The organism is Ottowia beijingensis, assembly GCF_042680925.1.
In the GTDB taxonomy this organism is placed as follows: Bacteria; Pseudomonadota; Gammaproteobacteria; order Burkholderiales; family Burkholderiaceae_C; genus Ottowia; species Ottowia beijingensis.
Genome location: NZ_JBHUEP010000001.1, coordinates 282,830 through 306,767 on the forward strand (window position 1 = coordinate 282,830; position 23,938 = coordinate 306,767).

The 23,938-nt window shown below is 66.7% G+C and carries 18 protein-coding genes; 13 read left to right on the forward strand and 5 right to left on the reverse strand.

Translation table 11 applies throughout. The annotated features are described in order from the left end of the window. Positions 1–133 precede the first annotated feature (133 nt). On the reverse strand, positions 134–1,387 hold the full coding sequence (locus ACFSCU_RS01350; protein ID WP_180550356.1) for a M14 family metallopeptidase: 1,254 nt from the start codon (positions 1,385–1,387) through the stop codon (positions 134–136). A gap of 56 nt (positions 1,388–1,443) precedes the next feature. Between ACFSCU_RS01350 and ACFSCU_RS01355 the strand changes: the two genes are divergently transcribed. Beyond that, entirely contained in the window at positions 1,444–1,740 is a 297-nt protein-coding gene (locus tag ACFSCU_RS01355) for an acylphosphatase (protein WP_377559627.1), read from the forward strand. Positions 1,741–1,879: 139 nt separating this feature from the next. Here the strand turns inward: ACFSCU_RS01355 and ACFSCU_RS01360 are convergent, their stop codons facing one another. Continuing rightward, positions 1,880–2,467 (reverse strand): NnrU family protein, encoded by a 588-nt coding sequence (locus ACFSCU_RS01360; protein WP_180550355.1) that lies wholly within the window; start codon positions 2,465–2,467, stop codon positions 1,880–1,882. A gap of 150 nt (positions 2,468–2,617) precedes the next feature. On the opposite strand from ACFSCU_RS01360, the gene rocF reads away from it, so the two are divergent. Both rocF and ACFSCU_RS01370 read left to right on the forward strand, forming a co-directional pair. After that, entirely contained in the window at positions 2,618–3,562 is a 945-nt protein-coding gene (gene rocF / locus ACFSCU_RS01365; RefSeq protein WP_377559630.1) for an arginase, read from the forward strand. A gap of 17 nt (positions 3,563–3,579) precedes the next feature. Then, positions 3,580–4,236: a hypothetical protein gene (locus ACFSCU_RS01370; protein WP_377559632.1), complete on the forward strand. Its 657-nt coding sequence runs from the start codon at positions 3,580–3,582 to the stop codon at positions 4,234–4,236. 86 nt (positions 4,237–4,322) lie between these two features. Here ACFSCU_RS01370 and ACFSCU_RS01375 read toward each other — a convergent pair whose 3' ends face one another. Together ACFSCU_RS01375 and ACFSCU_RS01380 are read right to left on the reverse strand one after the other, a co-directional pair. After that, on the reverse strand, positions 4,323–4,889 hold the full coding sequence (locus ACFSCU_RS01375) for a P-loop NTPase family protein (protein WP_180550353.1): 567 nt from the start codon (positions 4,887–4,889) through the stop codon (positions 4,323–4,325). A gap of 51 nt (positions 4,890–4,940) precedes the next feature. After that, positions 4,941–5,417, reverse strand: coding sequence for an Lrp/AsnC ligand binding domain-containing protein (locus ACFSCU_RS01380; protein ID WP_180550352.1), 477 nt, complete (start codon positions 5,415–5,417; stop codon positions 4,941–4,943). A gap of 174 nt (positions 5,418–5,591) precedes the next feature. Here ACFSCU_RS01380 and putA point away from each other — a divergent pair, with 174 nt between their 5' ends. After that, entirely contained in the window at positions 5,592–9,434 is a 3,843-nt protein-coding gene (gene putA, locus ACFSCU_RS01385; protein ID WP_377559635.1) for a bifunctional proline dehydrogenase/L-glutamate gamma-semialdehyde dehydrogenase PutA, read from the forward strand. Positions 9,435–9,473: 39 nt separating this feature from the next. Here the strand turns inward: putA and ACFSCU_RS01390 are convergent, their stop codons facing one another. Further along, positions 9,474–12,068, reverse strand: coding sequence for a sensor domain-containing protein (locus tag ACFSCU_RS01390; RefSeq protein ID WP_377559637.1), 2,595 nt, complete (start codon positions 12,066–12,068; stop codon positions 9,474–9,476). A gap of 620 nt (positions 12,069–12,688) precedes the next feature. On the opposite strand from ACFSCU_RS01390, the gene ACFSCU_RS01395 reads away from it, so the two are divergent. The 9 genes from ACFSCU_RS01395 to cutA all read left to right on the forward strand — a co-directional run bounded on the left by ACFSCU_RS01395 (position 12,689) and on the right by cutA (position 23,919). Then, entirely contained in the window at positions 12,689–12,994 is a 306-nt protein-coding gene (locus ACFSCU_RS01395; protein WP_377559639.1) for an RNA recognition motif domain-containing protein, read from the forward strand. Beyond that, positions 12,994–14,163: a non-hydrolyzing UDP-N-acetylglucosamine 2-epimerase gene (wecB, locus tag ACFSCU_RS01400; protein ID WP_377559641.1), complete on the forward strand. Its 1,170-nt coding sequence runs from the start codon at positions 12,994–12,996 to the stop codon at positions 14,161–14,163. Before ACFSCU_RS01395 ends, wecB begins: the two co-directional genes overlap by 1 nt. Further along, positions 14,150–16,369 carry a cyclic di-3',5'-guanylate-activated glycosyltransferase NfrB gene (gene nfrB / locus ACFSCU_RS01405; RefSeq protein WP_377559643.1) on the forward strand — a complete coding sequence of 740 codons (2,220 nt, stop codon included), beginning with the start codon at positions 14,150–14,152 and terminating at the stop codon, positions 16,367–16,369. The genes wecB and nfrB overlap by 14 nt, the downstream gene beginning before the upstream one ends. Positions 16,370–16,379: 10 nt before the next feature. Next, on the forward strand, positions 16,380–19,184 hold the full coding sequence (locus ACFSCU_RS01410) for an NfrA family protein (protein WP_377559645.1): 2,805 nt from the start codon (positions 16,380–16,382) through the stop codon (positions 19,182–19,184). 64 nt (positions 19,185–19,248) lie between these two features. Next, a complete protein-coding gene (locus tag ACFSCU_RS01415; RefSeq protein ID WP_377559646.1) occupies positions 19,249–20,073 on the forward strand; it encodes a hypothetical protein in 825 nt (274 codons plus the stop codon). 34 nt (positions 20,074–20,107) lie between these two features. Further along, on the forward strand, positions 20,108–21,007 hold the full coding sequence (locus ACFSCU_RS01420) for a DUF2334 domain-containing protein (RefSeq protein ID WP_377559649.1): 900 nt from the start codon (positions 20,108–20,110) through the stop codon (positions 21,005–21,007). After that, entirely contained in the window at positions 20,974–21,879 is a 906-nt protein-coding gene (locus ACFSCU_RS01425) for an alpha-amylase family protein (RefSeq protein WP_377559652.1), read from the forward strand. Before ACFSCU_RS01420 ends, ACFSCU_RS01425 begins: the two co-directional genes overlap by 34 nt. Before the next feature lie 530 nt (positions 21,880–22,409). Continuing rightward, the gene (locus ACFSCU_RS01430; protein WP_377559653.1) at positions 22,410–23,576 is read left to right on the forward strand and encodes an aminotransferase class V-fold PLP-dependent enzyme; all 1,167 of its coding nucleotides are present in this window, start codon (positions 22,410–22,412) and stop codon (positions 23,574–23,576) included. A gap of 22 nt (positions 23,577–23,598) precedes the next feature. Continuing rightward, positions 23,599–23,919, forward strand: coding sequence for a divalent-cation tolerance protein CutA (gene cutA, locus ACFSCU_RS01435; protein WP_180550344.1), 321 nt, complete (start codon positions 23,599–23,601; stop codon positions 23,917–23,919). Positions 23,920–23,938 lie beyond the last annotated feature (19 nt).

Genomic DNA, 23,938 nt, shown 5'->3' on the forward strand with positions numbered 1-23,938 from the left:
CGTTTCCACCTCAAGACGTTAACCATCGTCATCCCGGCGAAAGCCGGGATCCATGCGCTCGGCGCGCGCGTCGTCTGGATTCCGGCTTTCGCCGGAATGACGAGATTCATGTCGTTTCGATCTCGAAATGGAATCAGGGCTGCACCGTGGCGTACTGCGCCATCGCCCGCGCCAGCAGCGCGCGGCTGTCGGCAATGACCTTGGTGCGCCAGGCGGGCGACGACGGGTTGAACATCTCGCGGTAGTCGCGCTGGATGCGGGCCTGGTCGTCGGCGCTGGCGTAGCCCCATTGCGCGCCCTGGTTCTCCAGCACGGTGATGTGCAGCGACTTGATGGCGCCCAGCGTGGTCTGGCTGTCCAGCGTGCCGTATTCGAAGCCGGCCGGCAGGTGCAGCCCGCCTTCGCGCAGCGAGCCCATCCACGAGGTCACGTCGCCGGTGATGGTGTAGAAATCCTTGCCGCTGCCCCAGTCGATGGGGTGGCCCTGGAACACCGTCTCCAGCCCCTGGCGCACGCGCGGCTCGTCGGGCGGGTTCAGGAACACGTGCAGGTGCCCGCGCGCGCCGTAGCCGGTGTGCAGGTCGATGCTCATCGACACCGGGTAGGCGTTCATGATGGCGCGCAGGCGCGGCGCCAGCGCCTCGAACTGCGGCGCCAGCGCGCTGCCGCCGTAGTAGATGCCCTTGGGAAACGCGTACTGCCCCTGCAGCACCGCCTGCCGCAGCGGCCCCATGCCGTGCTGGCCGATCATGCCCACCGCGCGCAGCAGGAACAGCCGGTGCTGCACCGCGCCCAGGTCGGCCGGCTGCGTGGGGTTGATGAGGCTGTCGACCAGCGGATAACCGGCGTTGTCGGTCAGGTACAGCGCGTTGGTCTGCGCGGCGTTGCGGTTCATGTCCACGTTCTGCTCGGTGAAGCGGCGCTGCCGCGCGAAACCGTAGGGGTTGATGGCGTGCAGCAGCAGCACGCCGGTGTCGGCCAGCGCGGCCTCGCCCATGAACTCCTGCATGAACAGCCGCGTGACGGCGCTGCCCGCCGGGCCTTCCACGCCGTGCACGCCCGAGGACATGATGATCAGGCGCTTGGGGCTTTGCTGCGCCGGCACGTACAGGCCGTCGACGAACAGGCCGCTGGCCTGCGCGCTGGCCACCGGAATGGCGAAGCGCTCGACCCGCTGAAAGCGCGCGGCCAGCGCATCGCCCTCGGCCAGGAAGGCCTGGCGCGCGCCGGCGTAGTCGTCGATGAACAGCGCCTGCGCAGCCGCGTCGGGCGCGATGGCCGGATCGGCCGGCGCGTAATTGGCAAAGCGCCACAGCGCCACGGCCACGCCCAGCGCAGCCACCACGATCAGCGCCAGCAAGCCGCGCCACAACCAGCGAAGCATCATATCCTGTTCCTCCTTCGTTAAACCCGGCCACTATAGGCGGCCCGTATCATGGGCCGATGATGATCGCCGAGCTGACCCGCCACCTGCTCATCGAAGGCCGCGTGCAGGGCGTGTACTACCGCGCCAGCATGGTCGAGCAGGCCACGCGGCTGGGCGTGCGCGGCTGGGTGCGCAACCTGCGCGACGGGCCGGTGGAGGCCGTGGTGCAAGGCCCGGCCGACGCGGTGCAGGCCGTGATCGACTGGGCGCAGCGCGGGCCGGCGCAGGCGCGTGTCACGCGCGTGGCCGTGGCCGATATGGCGACGGCGGAGTTCGAGGCGTTCGAGGGCTTCGTGCAGCGCGGCACGGCTTGAGCGTGGGCCGGCGGCGGGCGTGCGCAACGCGCTTGGTGGGAGCGGGCTTGCTGCCGGTATACTCCCCAATATACTGCCCGGCAGCGCCCGCCAGATAGGCATTGGAGTCCTATACTCCCATGTGGATGGGGCCAGGGCCTTATAGCGTGCGCCCGAACGGCGCAATGCCGATCCACGCGGCGTGGGCCCAGAACGCGAACGCCGCCCAGGCCACCACGCCCACCACCAGCGTCACCAGCGTGCCACCCATCGCGCCGGCGGCGCCGGTGGTGCCCAGCGCGCGATCACGCCTGCGCGCCGCGCGGTAGCACAGGATGGCCCACAGCAGGAAGGCGCCGAACAGCACCAGATCCGCCAGCTTGGCCGTGGCCAGCAGGTGGCCGAAAGCCCACAGCTTCACGCCCAGCACCATCGGGTGGCGCAGCTTCGCCTTGAAGTGGTTGCGCGGCACGTAGGCGGCCACGATCAGGGTGAAGGCCGCCAGCGTGAACAGCGAGTTCAGGTGCTTCATCATCACCGGCGGCTGCCACAGCACCACCGGCTGCTGGCGCGCCAGCCCGTAACCCCACACGATGAGCACGAAGCCGACCAGCGACACCAGCGAATACGCGCCCTTCCACGGCTTCTCGCCCAGGTGCGCCAGCGTGGCCGTGCGCCAGTCGTCGGCAAAGATGCGCACCGAATGCATGCCCAGGAAGATCAGCAACCCAAGAATCAGAACCAGCATGTGTTGTGGTCGCCCTGCCGGCGGTGCCGGACGCGGGGCGTGTGAAGTGAAGGATGCGGGCCATTATGGGTGCACGGGTGCCGTTGCTGCCGGCCGTGCGAAGATGGCCGCATCGCCCGCGCACCCCGCCACTGTCCTGCACTGACCGCCATGGCCACACCCGCCACCGTCTGCCTCATCGGCGCCCCCACCGACGTCGGCGGCGGCGCGCGCGGCGCCAGCATGGGGCCCGAGGCGCTGCGCGTGGCCGGTCTGGTGGAGGCGCTGCGCGGCCAGGGCGTCGACGTGCTGGATGCCGGCAACCTGAGCGGCCCGCCCAACCCCTGCCTGCCGCCGGTGAACGGCTTTCGCCATCTGCCCGAGGTGGCCGCATGGAACCGCGCCGTGCACGACGCCGTGTTCGACGCCCTGCAGGCGGGCCAGCTGCCGGTGCTGCTGGGTGGCGACCACAGCCTGGCCATCGGCTCCATCAGCGCCGTGGCGCGGCATTGCCAGGCCAGCGGCCGGCCGCTGCGCGTGCTGTGGTTCGACGCGCACGCCGACTTCAACACCGTCGCGCTCACGCCCAGCGGCAACATCCACGGCATGCCGGTGGCCAGCCTGTGCGGCGACGGCCCGCCCGAGCTGGTGGGCATCGGCGGCTTCACGCCGCAGCGGCCGGCGCTGCGTGCGAGCGAGCTGCGCCAGATCGGCATCCGCAGCGTGGATGCCGGCGAGAAGCGCCTGGTGCACGCCGCCGGCATCGAGGTGTTCGACATGCGTTTCATCGACGAGCACGGCATGCGTGCCGCGATGGAGCGCGCGCTGGCCGGCGTGGATGAACATACGCACCTGCACGTGAGCCTGGACGTGGACTTCCTCGACCCCGAGATCGCCCCCGGCGTGGCCACCACCGTGCGCGGCGGCCCAACCTACCGCGAGGCGCAGCTGTGCATGGAGATGATCGCCGACACGGGCCTCTTGGCCTCGCTCGACATCGTCGAGATCAACCCCGCCTACGACACCCACAACCGCACCGCCGAGCTGGCCGTCGATCTGGTGGAAAGCCTGTTCGGCAAGAGCACGCTGATGCGCGCGCGGCGCGGCGACGCCTGAACATCCGGAGCATCCGAATGCACCTGTTCTATCCCCGCTACCACGCGCAAAGTTTCTACCGCAACACCTTCCTGGTCGACAAGCCGCAGCAGATCGCGCGCGCCGAAAAATCAGACCGCGAGTGGAACAACCTGGCGGAATCGGGCTGCCACTTCACCTGCCTGGCCATGATCGCCGGCGTGGACCCGGCCACACTGGCCGACGCCGCCATCCAGACCGGCTACTACGCGCCCGACAAGGACCTGCCGGCACGCGCGCTCGATGGCAAGCGCGGGCCGCTGGTGTGGGACCAGAACGTGCCGTCGAAGAAGGGCAGGTCCTGGGTCTTCCGCCAGGTCTGGCACCCCGACCGGCGCGCGCTGGTCGACATCGAATTCAGCTGCCAGCGCTGGGACGACCATCTGCCCCTGAAGACCGCCACCCGCCTGGCGCACGCGGCCGTCCTGGAAGGGCGCCACGTGGTCAGCGGCTCGTTCGAGCACAGCGTGCTGATCGCCGGGCTGTCGGCCGACGGCCCGCTGGTGTGGGACCCGGACATGGCGCGCGGCAGCGGCGCGGCGCGGCGCCGGCTGCAGGCCATGGTCGCCGGCGGCCTGCCGCTGCGCGCCTGGGCCGAGCGCGAGAAGGTGCGCAAGTTCACCGTCGTCGAGTACGAGTTGCGGCTGCGCCAGTGATGGTGGTTCGGCGCGGACGCTGCCCGGTCGAAGCGTTTGTGGCTCAAATTGCCCCGAAGCGCCCTTGTATCAAGCGCATAAAGCTATCATTGTGATAGCTTTCGAATGCGCCGCAGCCATGCCCGCGCTTCGGCCGGACGCCGGAATTCAAGCCACTGCAGCTGCGGATAGGCATTGCCATCGCGCAACCTGGTGTAGGCGCGGCGGTTCTTCTCGAAGGTGTCCCACGACCAGCGCAGGATGCTGCCCCGCGTGAACAGCGTGCGCCGCAGCGATTCGCGGTTGCCGGCCCACAGCGGCTGGCGCAGCAGCACGCGGCGCAACGTGCGGCGCAGCACGCGCGCCATGACGGTGGCGCGGCCGTAGTCCAGCCACACCACGTGCGTGGCGTGTGGCCACAGCAGGTCGCGCGCGCTGCCGTGGTTGCCGTCGATCACCCAGGCCGGCGCGGCGGCGGCCTGGCGCACGCCGGCCTCGAAGTCGGCGCGCGGCCGCGGCGTCCAGTCGGGGCCCCAGTACAGCGCGTCCAGTTCCACGTGCGGCACGCCGAGCGCGGCGGCCAACTGGCCCGCCAGGCGCGATTTGCCGGCGCCGCTGGTGCCGACCACCAGGATGCGCGGATTGCTTCTGGTTTGATAGCTGTCTGCGCTCATCGGCTGGGAGCTACAGAGCGATTTGGCATGTAATCCAGGCGGCGCCGCCGCTTACCCCAGCGGCAGCGCGCTGCCGCTCTTCACCTCTTCCATCACCGCATAGGTGCGCGTTTCGCGCACGCCCGGCAGCTGCCACAGCACCTGGCCGGCAAAGGCGCGGTAGGCGGCCATGTCGGCCATGCGGGTCTTCAGCAGGTAGTCGAAGCCGCCGGCGACCATGTGGCATTCCATGATCTCGTCGTGCACCTGCACGGCGGCCTTGAACTGGTCGAACACGTTGGGTGTGGTGCGGTCGAGCAGCACCTCGACGAACACCACCATGCCGCGGCCGAGCTTGCCGGGGTCCAGTTCGGCGTGGTAGCCGCGGATGAAGCCCTCGCGCGTGAGGCGCTGGACGCGCGCCAGCACGGCGGTGGGCGAGAGCGACACGGTGTCGGCCAGCTTCAGGTTGCTGATGCGGCCGTCGCGCTGCAGGGCGCCCAGGATGCGCAGGTCGATGCGGTCGAGGTCGGGGTGGGTGGTGGGCATGGCTGAATATTTTGCTGCCAAAGTTGCCCATGTTGGTGATTTATTCGGTGGAGAGCATCGAACAATGGCGGCATGTTCTCCCCTGTGGGAGCGGCCTCGGCCGCGATCAGCGCCTCGTGCGATGACGGGCTGCCATCGCGGCCAAGGCCGCTCCCACACCCCCTGGATGCCGCCATGACCGCCACCGACCCCTTCGCCGCCCTGCACGCCGAGATCGCGCCGCAACAGCCGCTGCGCGCCGCCATCACCGCCGCCACGCGCGTGCCTGAAGCCGAAGCGCTGGCCCCGCTGCTGGGCGCCGCGCGCCTGCCGCCCGAGCAGGCCGCCGCCACGCACGCGCTGGCGCACCGGCTGGCCAGCACGCTGCGCGCGCGCCGGCGCGAGGGTGGGCGCGCCGGCATCGTGCAGGGGCTGCTGCAGGAGTTCGCGCTGTCGTCGCAGGAAGGGGTGGCGCTGATGTGCCTGGCCGAGGCGCTGCTGCGCATTCCCGATGCGGCCACGCGCGACGCGCTGATCCGCGACAAGGTGGCGCGCGGCGATTGGCAGGCGCACCTGGGCCAAAGTCCGTCGCTGTTCGTCAACGCCGCCGCGTGGGGGCTGCTGATCACCGGCCGGCTGGTGGCCACGCACAGCGAGGCCACGCTGGGACAGTCGCTCACGCGCCTCATCGGCAAGGGCGGCGAGCCGCTGATCCGCACCGGCGTGGACCGCGCGATGCGCCTGATGGGCGAGCAGTTCGTGACCGGCGAGACCATCGACGAAGCCCTGCGCAACGCCCGCCCGCGCGAGGCCGAGGGCTTCCGCTTTTCGTACGACATGCTGGGCGAGGCGGCGCTGACGGCCGCCGACGCAGCGCGCTACCTGGCGGCCTACGAGCAGGCCATCGACGCCATTGGCCGCGCGGCCGGCGGGCGCGGGCTGATCGACGGGCCCGGCATCTCGATCAAGCTGTCGGCGCTGCACCCGCGCTACAGCCGTGCGCAGAAAGGCCGCGTGCTGGCCGAGCTGTACCCGCGCCTGCGGCAGCTTGCCGAGCGCGCGCGCGGGCACGGCATCGGCCTGAACATCGACGCCGAGGAGGCCGAGCGGCTGGAGCTGTCGCTGGACCTGCTGGAGCGGCTGTGCCACGAGCCTGCGTTGGCCGGCTGGCACGGCATCGGCTTCGTCATTCAGGCGTACCAGAAGCGCTGCCCGGCGGTGATCGACTGGCTGGTCGACCTGGCGCGCCGCAGCGGCCACCGGCTGATGGTGCGGCTGGTGAAGGGCGCCTATTGGGACAGCGAGATCAAGCGCGCGCAGGTGGATGGGCAGAGCGACTACCCCGTCTACACCCGCAAGGCGCACAGCGACGTGAGCTACTTGGCCTGTGCACGCCAGTTGCTGGCGGCGCCGGATGCGGTGTACCCGCAGTTCGCCACCCACAACGCGCACAGCGTGGCCGCCATCGTGCAGATGGCCGGGACGGCCGACTGGCGGCCGGGGCAATACGAGTTCCAGTGCCTGCACGGCATGGGCGAGCCGCTGTACGAGCAGATCGTGCGTGGCGCGCTCGGTGTGCAGCGCCCGTGCCGCATCTACGCCCCGGTGGGCACGCACGAGACGCTGCTGGCCTACCTGGTGCGGCGGCTGCTGGAGAACGGGGCGAATACGTCGTTCGTCAACCGTATCGCGGACAACGCGGTGCCGCTTGAAGCGCTCATCGAAGACCCGGTGGCGCTGGTCGAGCGCGAGCAGCCCGTCGGCGCGCCGCATCCGCGCATCCCGCTGCCGGGCGCGCTGTACGGCGCGGCGCGGCGCAATTCGGCGGGGATGGATCTGGCGGATGAGCAGACGCTGGTGGCGCTATCGAAATCATTGCTGTCTGCGCCCGTCCAGCAAGCGCTGACGCCCGATTCGATGCCGAATCCACTCCCTCTCCCGCTGGCGGGAGAGGGCCGGGGTGAGGGCTCTTCCCCCTCCCCCGCTGGGGGAGGGCTGGGGTGGGGGCCAACCGCTTCACGTCCTGCCACCGCCGGCCCCTCACCCCAACCCTCTCCCCAATTGGGCGAGGGAGCATCCCCCATCCGCAACCCCGCCGACCGGCGCGACATCGTCGGCCACGTGCGCCCCGCCACCGTCGCGGATGTCGAGCACGCGCTGACGATTGCCGAAGCCGCCGCCCCCGCCTGGGCCGCCACGCCGCCGTCCGCGCGCGCCGCCGCGCTCGAACACGCGGCCGATGCGCTGCAGGCCGACATGCCGCGCCTCATGGGCCTGCTGGTGCGCGAAGCCGGCAAGACCTGGGCCAATGCCGTGTCGGAGGTGCGCGAGGCCATCGACTTCCTACGCTACTACGCCGCCCAGGCGCGCACGCAGTTCGACAACGCCACACACGTGCCGCTGGGCCCCGTGGCGTGCATCAGTCCGTGGAACTTCCCGCTCGCCATCTTCACCGGCCAGGTCGCTGCCGCGCTGGCCGCCGGCAACGTGGTGCTGGCCAAGCCGGCCGAGCAGACGCCGCTGATTGCCGCCGAGTCCGTGCGCCACCTGCACGCCGCCGGCGTGCCGCACGGTGCGCTGCAGCTGCTGCCGGGCGATGGCGCGACCGTGGGCGCGTCGCTGGTGGCCGATGCGCGCACGCGCGGCGTGCTGTTCACCGGCTCCACCGAGGTCGCGCGCAACATCCAGGCCGCGCTGGCTGCGCGCCTGAGCCCCGACGGCCAGCCGGTGCCGCTGATCGCCGAGACCGGCGGGCAGAACGCGCTCATCGTCGATTCGTCCGCGCTGGCCGAGCAGGTGGTGCAGGACGTGATGGCGTCCGCCTTCGACTCGGCCGGGCAGCGCTGCTCGGCATTGCGCGTGCTGTGCCTGCAGGCCGACGTCGCCGACCGCATCGTCGCCATGCTGAAAGGCGCCATGGACGAGGCGACCATCGGCCACCCGGCGGCGCTGTCCCCCGACATCGGCCCGGTGATCGACGCCGCCGCGCAGGCCGGCATCCAGCGCCACATCGACGCCCTGCGCGCCAGCGGCCAGGCCGTGCACCAGGCCACGCGCGGTCTGCGCGAGGCGCAGGTGCACGGCACCTTCATCGCCCCGACGCTGATCGAGATCGACCGGCTGGATCAGCTGGAGCGCGAAGTCTTTGGCCCGGTGCTGCATGTGCTGCGCTATCGCCGCGCCGGGCTGGATGCGCTGATCGACCAGATCAACTCCGCCGGCTACGGCCTGACCGGGGGCGTGCACACGCGCATCGACGAGACCATTGCGCGCGTCACGCGGCGCCTCCAGGTGGGCAACCTGTACGTCAACCGCAACATGGTGGGTGCGGTAGTGGGTGTGCAGCCCTTCGGGGGCGATGGCTTGTCGGGCACGGGCCCGAAGGCGGGCGGGCCGCTGTACCTGCTGCGACTGCTGTCCGCACGGCCGGCCGCCGCGGCGCGGCAGGCTGTCCGTGCGGCAGGCGACGCGGACCGGGAGCCGACGGGGTCTTCGCCCGCCTTCGACGCGCTGCTGGGTTGGGCACGGACCCAGCGCGACGACGCGCTGATCGCTGCCTGCCAGCGCTTTGCCGAACTCAACCCGGGTGGGCCGGCACGCGTGCTGCACGGCCCGACCGGCGAACGCAACCTCTACACCCTGGCGCCCTGCGCCCGCGTGCTGTGTCTGGCCGCGAACGGCGCCGATCGCCTGCTGCAGACCGCTGCCGTGCTGGCCGTCGGTGGCCAGGCGGTGTGGCCGGCCAGTGCGCAGGCCGATTGGGCGCGGCTGCCGGTGGAGGTGCTGGCGCAGGTCGCCGTGGCGGCCGACTGGCGCAGCGACACGGCCGCAGTCGACGCCGTGCTGCTGCATGGCGATGAGGCGCGGACGCGTGAAATCGCGCAGCTGCTGGCGGGGCGTGCCGGCCCCATCGTCAGGCTGGCGGCGCTGCCACCCGGCCAGGCCGACGTGCCGCTGGAGCGCCTGGTGGTCGAGCGCGCCCTGAGCATCAACACGGCCGCCGCTGGTGGCAACGCGAGCCTGATGACGCTGGGTTGAGGTCCCGGGGGTTCAGTCGGCGCGATGACGGCGCCGAGCTCATTCGTGCAACGGCGCGGTGGCTGTGTCGCGGTGCTGATCCATGAATTCTTCGAGCGCGCCGATCGACATCGGCTTGGCCAGCAGAAAGCCCTGGAACAGATCGCACCCGTGATCGACCAGGAAGCGGTGCTGCTCTTCGGTCGCGACGCCTTCCGCAATCACCGACAAGCCCTGGCTGTGCGCCAGCTCGATGATGGCGCGGGCGATGGCGGCATCGCTGGGGTCGGTCAGCACATCGGCCACGAAGCCCTTGTCGATCTTCAGCTGGTCCAGCGGCAGGCGCTTGAGGTAGGCCAGCGAGGAGTAGCCCGTGCCGAAGTCGTCCAGCGACAGCGTCACGCCGAGCTGCTTGAGCGTGTCCATCTTCTCCAGCGTGATCTCCATGCGGTCGGCCAGCAGGCTTTCCGTCAGCTCCAGCTTCAGCAGGCGGGGCGCCACGCGGTGGCGCCGGATGGCTGCGATCACCTGGTCGACGAACTCGGGGTGCCGGAACTGGCGCACGCTGACGTTGACCGCGATGCTGAGCTGCGCCGTCTCCGGTCGTTCCGCCCACGCCGCCAGCTGGGCGCAGGCCTGCTCCAGCACCCAGTGGCCCAGCGGCAGGATCAGTCCGGTGTCTTCGGCGATGGGAATGAATTCGGCCGGGCTGACCGCGCCGCGCGCCGGATGGCGCCAGCGCAGCAGGGCCTCGACACCGGTGACGCAGCGCTGCTGGTTGAACAGCGGCTGGTAGTGCACGCTGAACTGGTCGCCGGCCTGCAGGGCCGCGCGCACATCGGCGCCCAGGGCCGCGCTGGCACTGACGGCCGCCTGCATCGCCGGATCGAAGAAGGCGATGGTGTCGCGCCCCGCGCTCTTGGCCTGGTACATGGCCAGATCAGCCTGCTTGAGCAGTTCGCTCACGCCGGTCGGCTGGGCGCCGAAGCCGGTGACGCCGATGCTGACGGTGCTGTAGTGCTGGTAGTCGCCCAGGTCGAACGGCTCGCTCATGCGTGCCAGCACCTTGGTGGCCACCGTCTTGGTCTTGAGGGCCGCGCTGTGCGGATCGGTGCCGAGGCCCTGCAGCATGACCACGAACTCGTCGCCCCCGATGCGCGCCACGGTATCGGCCTTGCGCACGCTGCGCTGCAGGCGCTCGGCCACGCGCTGCAGCAGCAGGTCGCCGCGCGAATGGCCCATGGTGTCGTTCAGCACCTTGAAGTTGTCCAGGTCGATGAACATCAGCGCTCCGGACTGGCCGGTGCGCTCGCTCTCGGCCAGGGCGGCTTCCAGGCGCTCGATCAGCAGCAGCCGGTTGGGCAGCTCGGTCAGCGGGTCGAAGAACGCCAGGTGGTGGATTTTTTCGTCGGCTTGTTTGCGCGCGGTCACGTCGCGGCCCACCGCCACCCAGTGGGTGATCTGGCCGTCGGAAGCGCGCACGGGCACCGCGTCCAGGTCCATCCAGTAGGTGGAGCCGTCGCGGTGCTGCAGCAGCATCTCGCGTCGGCGCACGGTGAAGGTGTCGGGGTGCGCCAGCCCGGTGATGAGTTCGCTCAGGGTGTCGGCGCCCACGCCATGCGCCAGCACGCCAAGCCCCTTGCCCACCACGTCCTTGCGCGAAAACCCGGTCTGCCGCTCGAAGGCATCGTTGACGAAGGCGATCCGCGTCTGGCCGGCATCGCCACCCACGGCCTCGACGATGAGCACGATGTCGTTCAGTCGCGCGATGCCGGTCTGCAGCAGCATCAGCTGCTCTTGCGCGAGGCGCCGCTCGGTGACGTCGCGGAAGTACACCGCCAAGCCTTCGGCATAAGGGTGGGCCCGGACTTCAATCCATTTTTTCAGTGCGGGGTAGAAGTCTTCGAACTCGGTGCGCTCGTTGCGCGCCAGCGCGCCTTCCAGCTCCTCCTGCAGCAAGCCCGGGGTCTGCCCCACGAGCCAGCGATGCACCGGCTCTCCCAGCAGTTCGCCCGTGGTGTGACCCAGCAGCTGCTCGCTTTCGCGGTTGACGTACATGAACTGGCTTTGCCGGTCGAGGGTGACGAAGGCCTCGTTGATGCTGGCGAGCGTCGTCGTCAGGCGCATGGCCAGGCGCACGGTTTCTTCCTGGGCCTGCCGGCGAGTGCTGACATCCTGCACGGCGCCATGTATTTCCAGCACCTCGCCAGCGCTGCTGGTGCTGGCCTCGCCAATGAAGCGCATCCAGCGGCCCGTGGCGTCGGGTGAGCTGAAGCGCACTTCGGTGTCGATGGGCATGCGGTCGCGGATGCATGCCACGAACGCGCGGCGCAGCCCCTTGGCTGTTTCGGCGGTGAAGGATTGCAGAAGGTCGTCCAGATTGCGCGGCTGTTGCGCCGTCAGGCCGAGGATCATGGCCGCGTCGGCGCTCAGGGCCAGCCGCCGCGGTGCGACGCTGTAGACCCAACTGCCCATCTGCATGGCCCGCATGGCGCCGCGCAGGCGCGCCTCGAGTTGATCGGCGGCATGGCCGTCTTCCGTCTTCGGGTGCCGGTCAACCGCCTCCGTGAGTTCGATCCAGTGGCTCAGGCGGGCGGCCAGTCGCTGAACCAGCGCTTCTGCGGTTTGATGGGGCCCCGGGTCAGAAAAGCTCAAAACCATCAGCCAACCCAGTTGATCGCCAGCCCGATTGCGCACCGGCGCCACCGCACGCTGCAAAATCCGCCGTCCTGCAATGGGTTCGTCCAGTGTCGGCGCGGGTGACGAGATGAGCTTCGTCCACATGGCCAGGACGCTGTCTTGGTCCTGCGCGTCAATGGGGATCCCGCAGGCCCCCCAGCGGAGAGGCTCCGTGCCCGCGCCAGGTTGCAAGCAGATCAATGCTGCATCCAGTGCAGTCGACTCCTGCACCAGTCGCGCGATGTTGTCCAGCGAGGCTTCCCTTCTCGCGGTTGGCGCAGTTCCGCCCCCTGAGACCGGGGGGACCTCGGCACTGCGCCTGGGATGTTGCGAGCTGTTCACGTTGACTGGTGAGAATTCAAGATCCCAAGAACTGCGAATCGGACTGTCGCAAATTGTGACACGGGCGCAAGCACGACCTTTGCGGCGCGGTCGAGCCAAGGATCGATCCAATCTTCGAGAATTGTGACAAAGATCACGAATGCACCCTCGCATTGATTGCAACGACTCGAGAGTTGTGCACAAGTGAGTACAGTCGGAACAGCTCATAAGAGCAAGCGACTGGTGTCGGTGCTCGTTTCAGGGAGAGCAAAACAATGAGATCCATCGCAGAACTGTGCAAATGCGCAGATATTGCTGCCCTTCGGACCGCGTTGCAGGAAATGTGTGCGCCGTTCGGTACTGTTCGTCGAATGGACATTCTGACGTCTGTACATGAAGGCAGGCAGCAGGCCATCTGCTTCTTGCGCATGGCGACGCCTGAGCAGGAGCAGGCCCTGATGAGGTTGCTGGGGGTCGGTCGCTTCGGCGGCGAGATCGTCTTCGTGGTCGACCTTGATGCCCCGCCACCGAGCGAGGATTCGGGGCCTTCTTCAGCCTGGGCTGATTTCGAGGTGTTGTGATGAGGGAATTCCTCCACACACTTCCAGACGGCAAGGTTCCCATCCTGATCGTCTGCGGTACGCGGCCCGAAATCATCAAGCTTGCGTCCGTCTACCATGCGTTGCGGGAGTCTAGTTGGGCCCGCCCGAGTTGGGTACACACTGGTCAGCACGGTGACATGGCTGTACAGATGCTGGCATGCTTCAACGTCAAGCCCGACCATGTTCTGGAGCGGAAAGAGGAATCTCTTCTGGACTTCAGCACAGGTTGCCGGGTGCAACTCGATGCCGTGCTGCGCAGCAAACCCTGGGCCGCCGTGATCGTTCAGGGCGATACCGAGAGTGCGTTCCTGGGGGCACTGTCAGGGTTTTACCACCAGATTCCTGTCGCACACGTCGAAGCGGGGTTGCGAACCTACAACCTGAACCGACCGTTCCCCGAGGAAGGTCTGCGCCAGATGATCGGCCGCATCGCCAGCTTTCACTTCGCGCCGACTTCGCGCGCTGCGAAAGCCCTGGAAAGGGAGGGAGTGTCGCCTCAGAAGATCATGGTCACGGGCAATACGGTGGTCGATGCTCAGTTGTGGGCGTGCGCACAGCATGATATTCGACGCCGTCTTGTCGGGAAGGGGCATCTGCTGGTGACGATGCATCGGCGGGAGAACTGGGGAGCCGACGTGGAGCACGCGTGTGCCGCTGTCGCCGACATTGCGCGGGAATTTCCCTCGTTGCCGGTGCTGTTTCCGGTGCACCTGAACCCGATCATCCAGGAGCCGGTGCATCGCCTTCTGGGGGGGCTGGCCAATATTTGCCTTACCGAGCCGCTTGACTATCTCGCCATGCAGCAAGCCCTTGCCGACGCCTGGCTGGTGCTCAGCGATTCGGGTGGTTTGCAGGAAGAGGCGCCGACGTTCAAGGTGCCGGTACTGGTGCTGCGCGAAGAGACGGAGCGGCCGGAAGTTCTGGACGCGGGCTGCGCGCTCCTGGTCGGCACGAATCGTGACCTGATCCTGAAAACAGTGCGCCGTTTGATGACCGATGACGTCGCCTACAGGCGGATGCAGGCGCCCAGCAACCCGTTCGGCGACGGCACGGCCGGGCTGCAGATTGCCGACCGGCTGGGGTCCGCCCTGTGCGGGGAAGATTCATCCTGCGATCAGCCGGAAGGTCAGGTCAATGTCGTGGCTTGACGTCTTTACAGCCTATCTCTATGGACTGAAAGCCATCGCGATCGTGGTCGCGATCGTCATTTTCATCAGTGGCGTCGATGACCTGTTCATCGACATCGCCTACTGGGTCAGGCGCGCTTGGCGCGCACTCACGGTGTATGCACGCCACCAGCGAATGGACTCCAACGCGTTGTACGCCATCGAAGAGAAACCACTGGCCATCATGGTGCCCGCATGGCAGGAGCATGGTGTCATCGGGCGGATGGCTGAGCTCGCAGCCACCACGCTGGACTACGAGAACTACCACATCTTCGTGGGAACCTATCCCAACGACCCCGAGACCTTTGCCGATGTGGAAAAGGTGCGCAGCCGCTTTCCCAATGTTCACAACGTGGTTTGTGCTCGACCTGGGCCAACCAGCAAGGCCGATTGCCTGAACAACATCGTGGATGCGATTTTCCAGTTCGAGCAGCGGTCAGGCGTTCAGTTTGCCGGGTTCATCTTGCACGATGCAGAAGACGTGCTGTCGAAGCTCGAGTTGCGGTTGTTCAACTTCCTGGTCGACCGAAAGGACATGATCCAGTTGCCCGTCTATCCGTTGGAGCGACCGCTGCTGGATTTCACCGGCGGCCATTATCTGGATGAGTTCGCGGAACTGCACGGCAAGGATATCGTGGTGCGCGAGGCGCTGGTTGGCCAAGTGCCAAGCGCCGGTGTGGGAACCTGCTTCAGTCGACGGGCCATCACTGCGCTGCTGGCGCAGGGGGATGGCATTGCCTTTGATACCCAGAGCTTGACGGAGGACTACGACATCGGGTTCCGCCTCAAGCAGTTGGGTATGAGCGAGATCTTTGTGCGTTTCCCGGTGGACGACACCAGTCACCACTCCGACCATCAGACGCCCAAACGTGTGGGGCGCAGTGCCCGTGAGGCCAGCGTGATTTCGGTGCGGGAGTATTTCCCCGATACGCTGGCGGCGGCAGTGCGCCAGAAATCCCGCTGGATCACTGGCATCGTGATCCAGGGTTTCCGCACTTTGCGCTGGACCAAGAGCGCGCCGCTGAACTACTTCCTGTGGCGTGACCGCAAGGGTGCCATCACGAACTTCGCCAGCTTTCTGGCCACGCTGCTGGCGCTGCAGTTGATTGCCATTTGGCTTTACCAGCGTTGGGTGCCGGACAGCTACAAGTTCCTTTCGATCTTCGAGGGTGACCGGTGGTTCGTGCTGCTGCTTCTCGTCAACCTGGTGCTCATGTTCAATCGCATCTTGCAGCGGATTTTCTTTGTCACCAGCTATTACGGTGTATTGCAGGGGCTGTTGTCGGTGTTGCGGTTGATCTGGGGCAACTTCGTGAACTTCCTGGCCAACTGGCGCGCGGTAGCGCAGGCACTGCGTGCCAAGGATCTGCGCCGAATGGCCTGGGTGAAGACGGATCACGACTTTCCTTTGCTGGGAGAGGGTCCGCGCCAGCGCCACCCGCTGGGACGGATACTGGTCGATCAAGGGGCGCTGACGGAGGAGCAATTGCAAGCTGCCTTGGAGAGACCCACGCGCGGCCTGCGCTTGGGCAGCGCGCTCGTTCACCGAGGCGTGATCAGTGCCGATCAGTTGGCGGCGGCTGTGGCGACTCAGGGCGAGGTGGACTGGGAATCGATGGACGGACGACCACTCGATGAGCAGGCGGCGGCACAGGTACCAGCGTCCATTGCGCTGCGATATGGCGTCGTGCCGCTTCGCGAGGACGGGCGTACCTTGGTCTTGGCCAGCGAGGCGACCATCGATCCGGTGTCTTTGGCGGCGATCGGGCGCAAGTTGAAACGACCGGTTCGCTATGTGATCGTGCCAAAGGGTCAGGTCACCGTCGAGTTGCGGCGGCTATACGCTCGTCATGGTTCCGAACCAGCGCAGGAACTGCTCGAATCGGCTGTGCGCGAGCAGCGGATATCGGTCGACAACGCCAGGTCGTTATGGCGCCACTACGTTTCTCGACAGCTTCTGCTGGGGGATGTCTTGATGGCTGTCGGCAGTATAGACCCAGCCGCGCTGGGAGCGTTGCTGCTGCGCCAAGAAAAAACCGAAACCAGTCTCGGCGAATTTTTGGTGCGCGAAGGTGTGCTGACATCTGGGGGACTGGATGAGGCGCTTCAGCTTCAGAAGCAATTGCAGGTGACGATGTCCCATCTGCTCGGGCAAGTTGAACCGGAGCGGGCGCATGGCACAGCATAGGCAATCGATGATGCGTACCTCTCACATTGTTCTCTTCACGCTGGCACTCGGGCCGCTTGCAGCCGTCTCACAGGTTGTGGAGCTGGGTCCGGAGATCACGCCGTTCCAGCGTTTTCAGCTCCATCCTCATCTCGACAAAGCCTTCGAGGCCATGTCTCGAGGCGATGGGCGGCGGGCCATTTCGGAGTTGGAGCAGGCCCATCGACTGGCGCCCCAAAGTGCGGTCATCGCACTCCATCTGGCGACCGCTTACAGCCGCTATGGCGAGGCGCAGAAGGCCGAGGCATTGCTGAAATCGCAGGTCAAGCGCAACCCCGGGGATCGGCGCTTGATCGAAGCCTTGCGCGGTCTGGAGCGGGCGGTCCCTCCAGTGCCGGCGCTCGCGCCGGCCTCCGAGCCCACGGCGGCTGCTCCAGTCACCGAGACAGCCCCAGCGGCTGCACCGAAGTCTGCGGCGCCGACAAAGTCGGTTGATGTAACGAGTTCTCCGGTTCCGTCTCGTGCGACACCGCGGCGCCCGGCTCAGCGCCCGGCATCGACGCCGCGACAGCGGCATGGAACCGGTCTGGTGCAGAAGACCGCACCGGCCGTCCCGGGCTATGCAGCCGCCGCCGCGGCTTATGCAGCGGTCGACAGGGGTGAGACCAGGGTAGCCCTTCAGCATGCGCGGACTGCGGCGCAACAGGCGCCAGATAACGTGGAGTACCAACGCCTGCTGGTTTACCTGCTGTTGGAGAATGGTCACGATGTCGAGGCGGCAGCCACCATGGCGCAGGTCGAGCAGCAAGCGAATCTGCAGGCTGATCCCGCGTGGCGAACATTGCACGAGAGCTTGCAGCAGCGCCGTGCCTGGGGTTATTTCGACCAAGCGCGCCAGGCGCGTAGCCGCGGCGATCTGGTAGAGGCCGTCCAGCGTGCCCAGCAGGGACTGGAGCAGATGCCCAACGTGCTTGCACACCGCCTGCAGTTGTTGGGCTTGCTGCTCGAAGGTCAACAGTACGCGCGTGCCGAGCAGGTGGCCAATGATGGATTGGCGGTTGCGGACCATGCTTCGCTGCGTGTTTTGCGCGCCGCCGCGTTGCAGGCCCAAGGGCGCACAGGTGAGGCAGCACAGGCATTCGATGCCGCGCTGACCATGCCTCACTTGACGCAGCACGAACAACAGAGCTATCGGATCATCGCCGCCGACGCAGCGCTCGCGGCCGGTCAACCTGAGCGCGCGCAAGTCTTGATCGCACCGCTCGGCGCGGGGACAGATCCGGGCGTTCTTGCCCGCCAGGCCGAGGTGGACACCGCGCTGAGGCGTGTGATTTCGCCTGCATCCCTGTACACGGCGGCGTTGCGCTTGCCCATGGTGAACTGTTTCGGTTCCGCCTATACGCCTGGGTGCGAAATCTGGCCAGGCCCCAATCCTGCAGACCCCGCCAGCGAGATCGCGCAGGCTGCATATCGAGCTTACGCATCGCGTGACTATGCGGAGGCAGCTGAGAAGGCGGGGCAGGCCATGCAGCTTAACCCTGCGCACCAACCCTATCTCCTGCTGCGCCTGCAAGCCCTGATATCGGGTGGCAACACGACCCAAGCCATCACGGAAGCTGACCGCTACCTTGAGAGTCGCCCCAGTGCGCCCGAGGTCTTGGCTCTACGTAGCCGCTTGCGGCAACAGCTTGGGCAGACCGAGGCGGCATCTTCCGATGCGCGGGCCGCTTTGCAAGCCGGCCGATTGTCGCTATCCAGTGAGGTGGATCTTCTGCTGCAGGAAGGGCGCCGCGACGAGGCTGCAGCGCTTTTTGCCGAAGCTGTATCGACGCCGGCCCTGCGCCAGAGCACGGATCCGGATCTGGCTTATCTGGCGACACGCGTTGGTGACGACCGCACCGGGTTGGATGTCTTCAATCGTGCGCATGCGGCAGGCAAGCTGCCCAGTACGTCATTGCAGGATGCCGCCTATACCGCCACCCGCATGGTCGACAACGAACGATCCATGCTCTATTTTCGTGAAGCCATTGACGCAGCTGAAGCAGGGCGTCTGCAACTCAGCTCTCGACAGAAATTCGCCACACGCAGAGAGTTGGCTGACCGTGAGCGAACGTGGGGCGTCAATGCTTTGCTCGGCTACCGCGGCATGTCGCCGGGTTCGGTGGCTGCGCAGCCTGGCGCTTACAGCGACATCGCTCAATTGGTGGGCGAAGCGTACTGGCGGCCGCAGGGCTACAGGGATGGCAGCTTCTGGGAGGTGTACGGAGGCTTGGCGCAAACCATTTACAGCAAGGATGGTGGGCCGAGAGGTGCGGAAACGATGCAAGGGGCGCTGGGGCTTCGGGTCAAGCCCTTGAGAGATCACAATCTGGTGCTGGCGATCGAGCGACGCATCAAGATCGGCTCCCTCTCGCACAACGACTGGCTGGTGCGTGCCGGTTATTCCGGCGGATTTGGCACCGATCTGCGCGTCGACGTGCCGCACTGGAATACATTGAACGTGTACGTGGAGGCCGGTCGCTTTCTGCGGCGCAAGCAGGACTACCTGACGTTCGAAGCTCAGGCAGGACGCAGCTTCCGCATGGGCGATCCGGATGCACGCTGGGTGCTGTTTCCGCACGCAGTGCTGGGTGTTGATTACAACTCGTGGCGTACCGCTGCGGGCTACAACGGCGCGGCGGGCGCGGGCATCGGTCTGGGTGCCCGTTACTGGTTCCGCGAAGACAAATACCACGCACCGCGCTCCTACCTCGACCTGTCGCTGCAGCATCGCTGGCGGCTGGCGGGCGACGAGCGCGGCAAGGGGTGGTTTCTGCGCGCTGCGCTGGTGTATTGACCGACCCGATTCTTGCCAATGACGACGGCCTGACCATAGGTGTCGGGCCGCAGGAGAGCACATCGTGATTCAACGCCTTCTTCGATACGCATACCTGCTCATGGTTATTGCCCTCACCGCCTGCGGCGGTGGGTCTGACCCCTTCTACAGCCAGCCACCCGCTGGGCCGGGCGGCGGAGCGACGCCGCCAGTCTTTCCCTTCGGCACCAATGTGCCCGTGCCACGCGCGCCCGTTGCGGCACTTCCTGCGCCCGTTCGCACGCCTCCTGCCGGACCGCGGGTGTTGATCTTGTACGACGAACCTGAGGACAACCAGTACGCCAGGCTCGGGCGCGGCTTCGGGATCATGCTGCAAAACCTGCTGGGCCATTTCGACGCCGAAGTCCAGGCTATCCCCGTCCAACAGTATCGCAACGGCTCGGTCAACGAGTACCACACCACGTTCTATATCGGCTGGGCCACCGGACAGACTGTACCCACGAACTTCCTGAGCGATGTCAGCAGAACCAACGCGCGCGTGGTGTGGTTGCGCAGCAATCTGGAGCAGATGAACCTGCTCGACGGTTTCTCCACCAGGTCACGCTGGGGCTTCGTTCCCTGGGGCAGCCGCTTCTTTGACGCAGGGCCAACCCCTGCCGGCAGCGTGCCCAGCTTCTTCAGCACCGTCTACTACAAGAACCTCTCGTTTCAGAAGCGTGCCACCATCTATGAGGGGGAAATCGCTGCCGATCCGGAAGTGTTCATCACCGAGGTCACCGACCGCACGCGGGCGCGGGTGCATGCGGTGATCGGTAATCCAGCAACTGGAGCCACAGCGCCGTATGTCCTGCAATCGGACAACTTCTGGTTCGTCGCCGAATCTGCCATTCAACTACATCCATGCCCGTGACCGGTATCTGGTGTTCGCCGATCTATTGCACGACATGCTCGGCGTCGACCATGCCGAGTCGCACCAGGCCATGATCCGCCTGGAGGATATTGATGCCAAGGTTGATCCGGACAACTTCAAGCCGGTCGTCGACTATCTCCATGCACGCGGCATCCCGTTTTCGATGGCCACGATCCCGCATTACAAGGATCCCTATGGTTCGCAGAACAACGGCGTGCCCACGGACATTCCGTTGGCCGAGGCCACCACCCTGCGCTTGGCGCTGGATTACGCGCTGGCGCGGGGCGGCGAAATTGTGCAGCATGGCCTGAGCCATCAGTCCGATACCTATCGCAACGGCTTTCCCGGCACCGGGGGGTCAGGCCTTGACTACGAGTTCTGGGACGTGATGCGCAATGCCCCCATGGCGGGCGATTCAGTGGCCTGGGCACTCAATCGCGTCAACACCGGGTTGCGTCAGTTCCTCGATCTCGGGTATCAGCCCGTCGCCTGGGAAACCCCTCACTACCATGGTGCGCCGTCCGTCCTGCAAGCCGTTGAACAGGTCTACCAAACTGCCTACCAGCGCCACACCTATTACACCTCCGGCACCCCCAACCTCACGCCAGGCCTGGGTGCCGACTTCGAGCTGTGGCAGTTCTTCCCCTACGTGATCGAGCGCGATATTTACGGTCTGCGCGTGCTGCCGGAAAACCTAGGCAACCTTCAGTACTACCAGTTCGGCGTCGAGGAGGAACTCACGGCACAGGATGTGGTCCGCAACGCCGAATACGCTCGGGTTGTGCGCGATGGATTCGCCTCGTTCTTCATTCACCCATTCCTTATCGGTGAAATCACCGGCGGCCGTGGCATGCGCGATCTGCAGGAGATCGTGACAGGCCTCGAGGCCCTGGGCTACACATGGACCTCGCCCAGTCGCCTCGACAATCGCTAGGAAGGGCGCGTGCCCTGACACGTCGCACGGTGCTGGCCACGGCTGTCGCTGTCACAGCGTCGGGAGCGTGCGCTGGTCAGCCAAGTTCGGCCGCGCGCCGTATCGACGGCATCGTCTGGCAACTCAGTCGTCAGACTCTGCGCCCCCGTGGCGGATGGGAGCGCTTAGGTGTCAGACGGTTGCTGGTCCAATGGTCGGCCGTGGATGGTCAGAGCTTTGTCGAAGGCGCAGGACTTCCGCTGATTGGCCCGGACTTGCCTGACTGGTACCGGATCGCCAGTGAACCCTGGGCGCGCGACGTCATTCTGGGCCTCTCGGGCCTGCACGACGAAGCATGGTCACGTGCGTCGCTGAAAGAACTGGCGGCGCAATCGCGCGCGCTGGCGCTGGCTGCAGCTCCCTTGCCGCTGCGGGTCAGCGGCTGGTATTTCCCCGCCGAGGTCGACCCTACCTGGGCGGGCCCCGAGTTGCTTGCCGAGGCGCTGCGCGAGCTGCCGCGCCCGCTGTGGATCAGCGCCTACGACAGCGCCAACCTGGGTCCCGGCGCCCTGGCCGACTGGATCGAACGCTGGTTGCCACGCGACGTGGGCGTATTCTTTCAAGACGGCGTGGGCGTGCATGCGCGCACCCCCGAGGTGGCGCGCGACTATCTTGTGCACCTGACACGCCGACTGGGGCCCTCCCGCGTGCGCGTCATCGCGGAAGCCTTTCGCCCGGCCCCTAACGGGGGGTTCCGCAGTGCCACGGCGGACGAATTCCTGCCCCAGATCGACGCCTACCAGGCATGGCCGATCTATGCTTTTGACGGTCCGCACTACCTGGGTGATGAGCGAGTGCGTGAACTGGTGGCGCGTGGCGTGGGTCCTGGCTAACTCTGCCTGAGGCCGCCAGTCCTCGGCCACCACGCATGAGCCCTGGGCCAGTTCACTCGACGCGGCAGAGGGGGAGGGGTCGTCTGACACACAGCAGGATGACGGTCGACTCGCGGTGGGGCAGTGCCGCACCCGCGATGAGGGGGCACGAAGCAAAATCCGGCTCGCTGTCGAGCAGAAACACCATCCAGCAGAAAGACTTGGATGCACAGGTGGCCGTCGTCCACGAGCGGCCGTGCCTTGGCAGCCTTGCCGGCACCTGCCGTCATGGCGACACTCAGCATCAGCTTCACGTTCAGACCGAAACGCCGCACAGCACGAACACTGCGCGGGGCCAAGCTTGTGGGCGGGCTATTGTCGAAAAACTGACGCCGATGCCGGCAAGCTCACTACTGGCAGGGCAGAACCAACCGGAGCGGAGAAGGGCAGGGCACCGATTTCCATGAGTGCCGCGAAGGAGCGCTCTTGCGTGTAAAGTGAATCGTTTGAGGCTGGCACACTGCCAGCTGTGCCCCACCAAGGAGACTGCCATGCCCGGCCTTTTGCCCCACATCGATCCCGACGGCCTGCTCGAATTTTCGGTCGTCTATACCGACCGTGCCCTGAACCACATGTCCAAGAAGTTCCAGGGCGTGATGAAAGATCTCTCCAGTCTGCTGAAAGAGGTGTATCACGCCGACGCCGCCGTGTTCGTGCCCGGCAGCGGCAGTTTCGGCATGGAGGCCGTGGCGCGCCAGTTCGCCGACGGCCAGAAGGTGCTGGTGATCCGCAACGGCTTTTTCAGCTTCCGCTGGAGCCAGATTCTGGAGATGGGCAAGCTCACCGCGCCCGCCAACATCACCGTGCTCAAGGCGCGCCGTGCCGGCGATAGTCCTCAGGCGCCGTGGGCCCCCGCGCCCATCGACAAGGTGGTGGCCACCATTGCGCGCGAGAAGCCGGCGGTGGTGTTCGCCCCGCACGTGGAGACGGCCAGCGGCATGATGCTGCCCGACGACTACATGCGACAGGTGGCCGAGGCCACGCACGCCGGCGGCGGCCTGTTCGTGCTGGACTGCATCGCCTCCGGCGCCATGTGGGTGGACATGAAGGCCATCGGCGTCGACGTGCTGGTCAGCGCGCCGCAGAAGGGCTGGAGCAGCTCGCCCGCCGGCGCCATGGTGTGCCTGTCGGAGCGCGCGCTCAAGGTGATGGAAGGCACGACCAGCACCAGCTTTGCTGCCGACCTGAAGAAGTGGCACCAGATCATGCAGGCCTACGAAAACGGCGGCCACGCCTACCACGCCACGTTGCCCACCACAGCGCTGGTAGAGCTGCGCGATGCGATGCAGGAAACGCGGGACCGCGGTTTTGCGACCGTGCGCGAGCAGCAGATGGCGCTGGGCCAGAAGGTGCGTGCGCTGCTGACGTCGCGCGGCATGCCTAGCGTGGCAGCAGAGGGCTTCCAGGCACCGGGCGTGGTGGTCAGCTACACGACCGACCCCGATATCCAGAGCGGCAAGGCCTTCATCGCCCAGGGCCTGCAGACCGCGGCCGGCGTGCCGCTGATGTGCGACGAACCGTCGGATTTCCGCACCTTCCGCCTGGGCCTGTTCGGGCTGGACAAATGGGCGGATGTCGACCGCAGTGTCGGTCAGCTGTCCAAGGCACTGGATGCGATCGGCGTGAATGCTATAAATAAAGAAGCTGTCAGCGCTTGATGGACAGGCGCTGGAAGCCGATTTGACCAATATTCTTCTGGTCCTCGCCAGCGTCGGCACGCGCGCCGATGCCGACCGGCTGGCGCGCGCCGTGGTCGAGCAACGCCTGGCTGCCTGTGTGCACATCGAAGCCATCGACAGCGTGTACCGATGGAACGGTGCCGTGCAGCAGGAACCCGAATTCCGCCTGCTGTTCAAGACCACACCCGAACGCAGCGCACCACTGCAGGCTGCGCTGCGCGAGCACCATCCTTACGAGCTGCCGGCCATCGTCTGCCTGCCGGCGCAGGCCAGCAGCGAATTCGCGGCCTGGGTGGCTGCCGAAAGCACCGCGCCGCAGTAATTCCAATTCCAGATCAAAA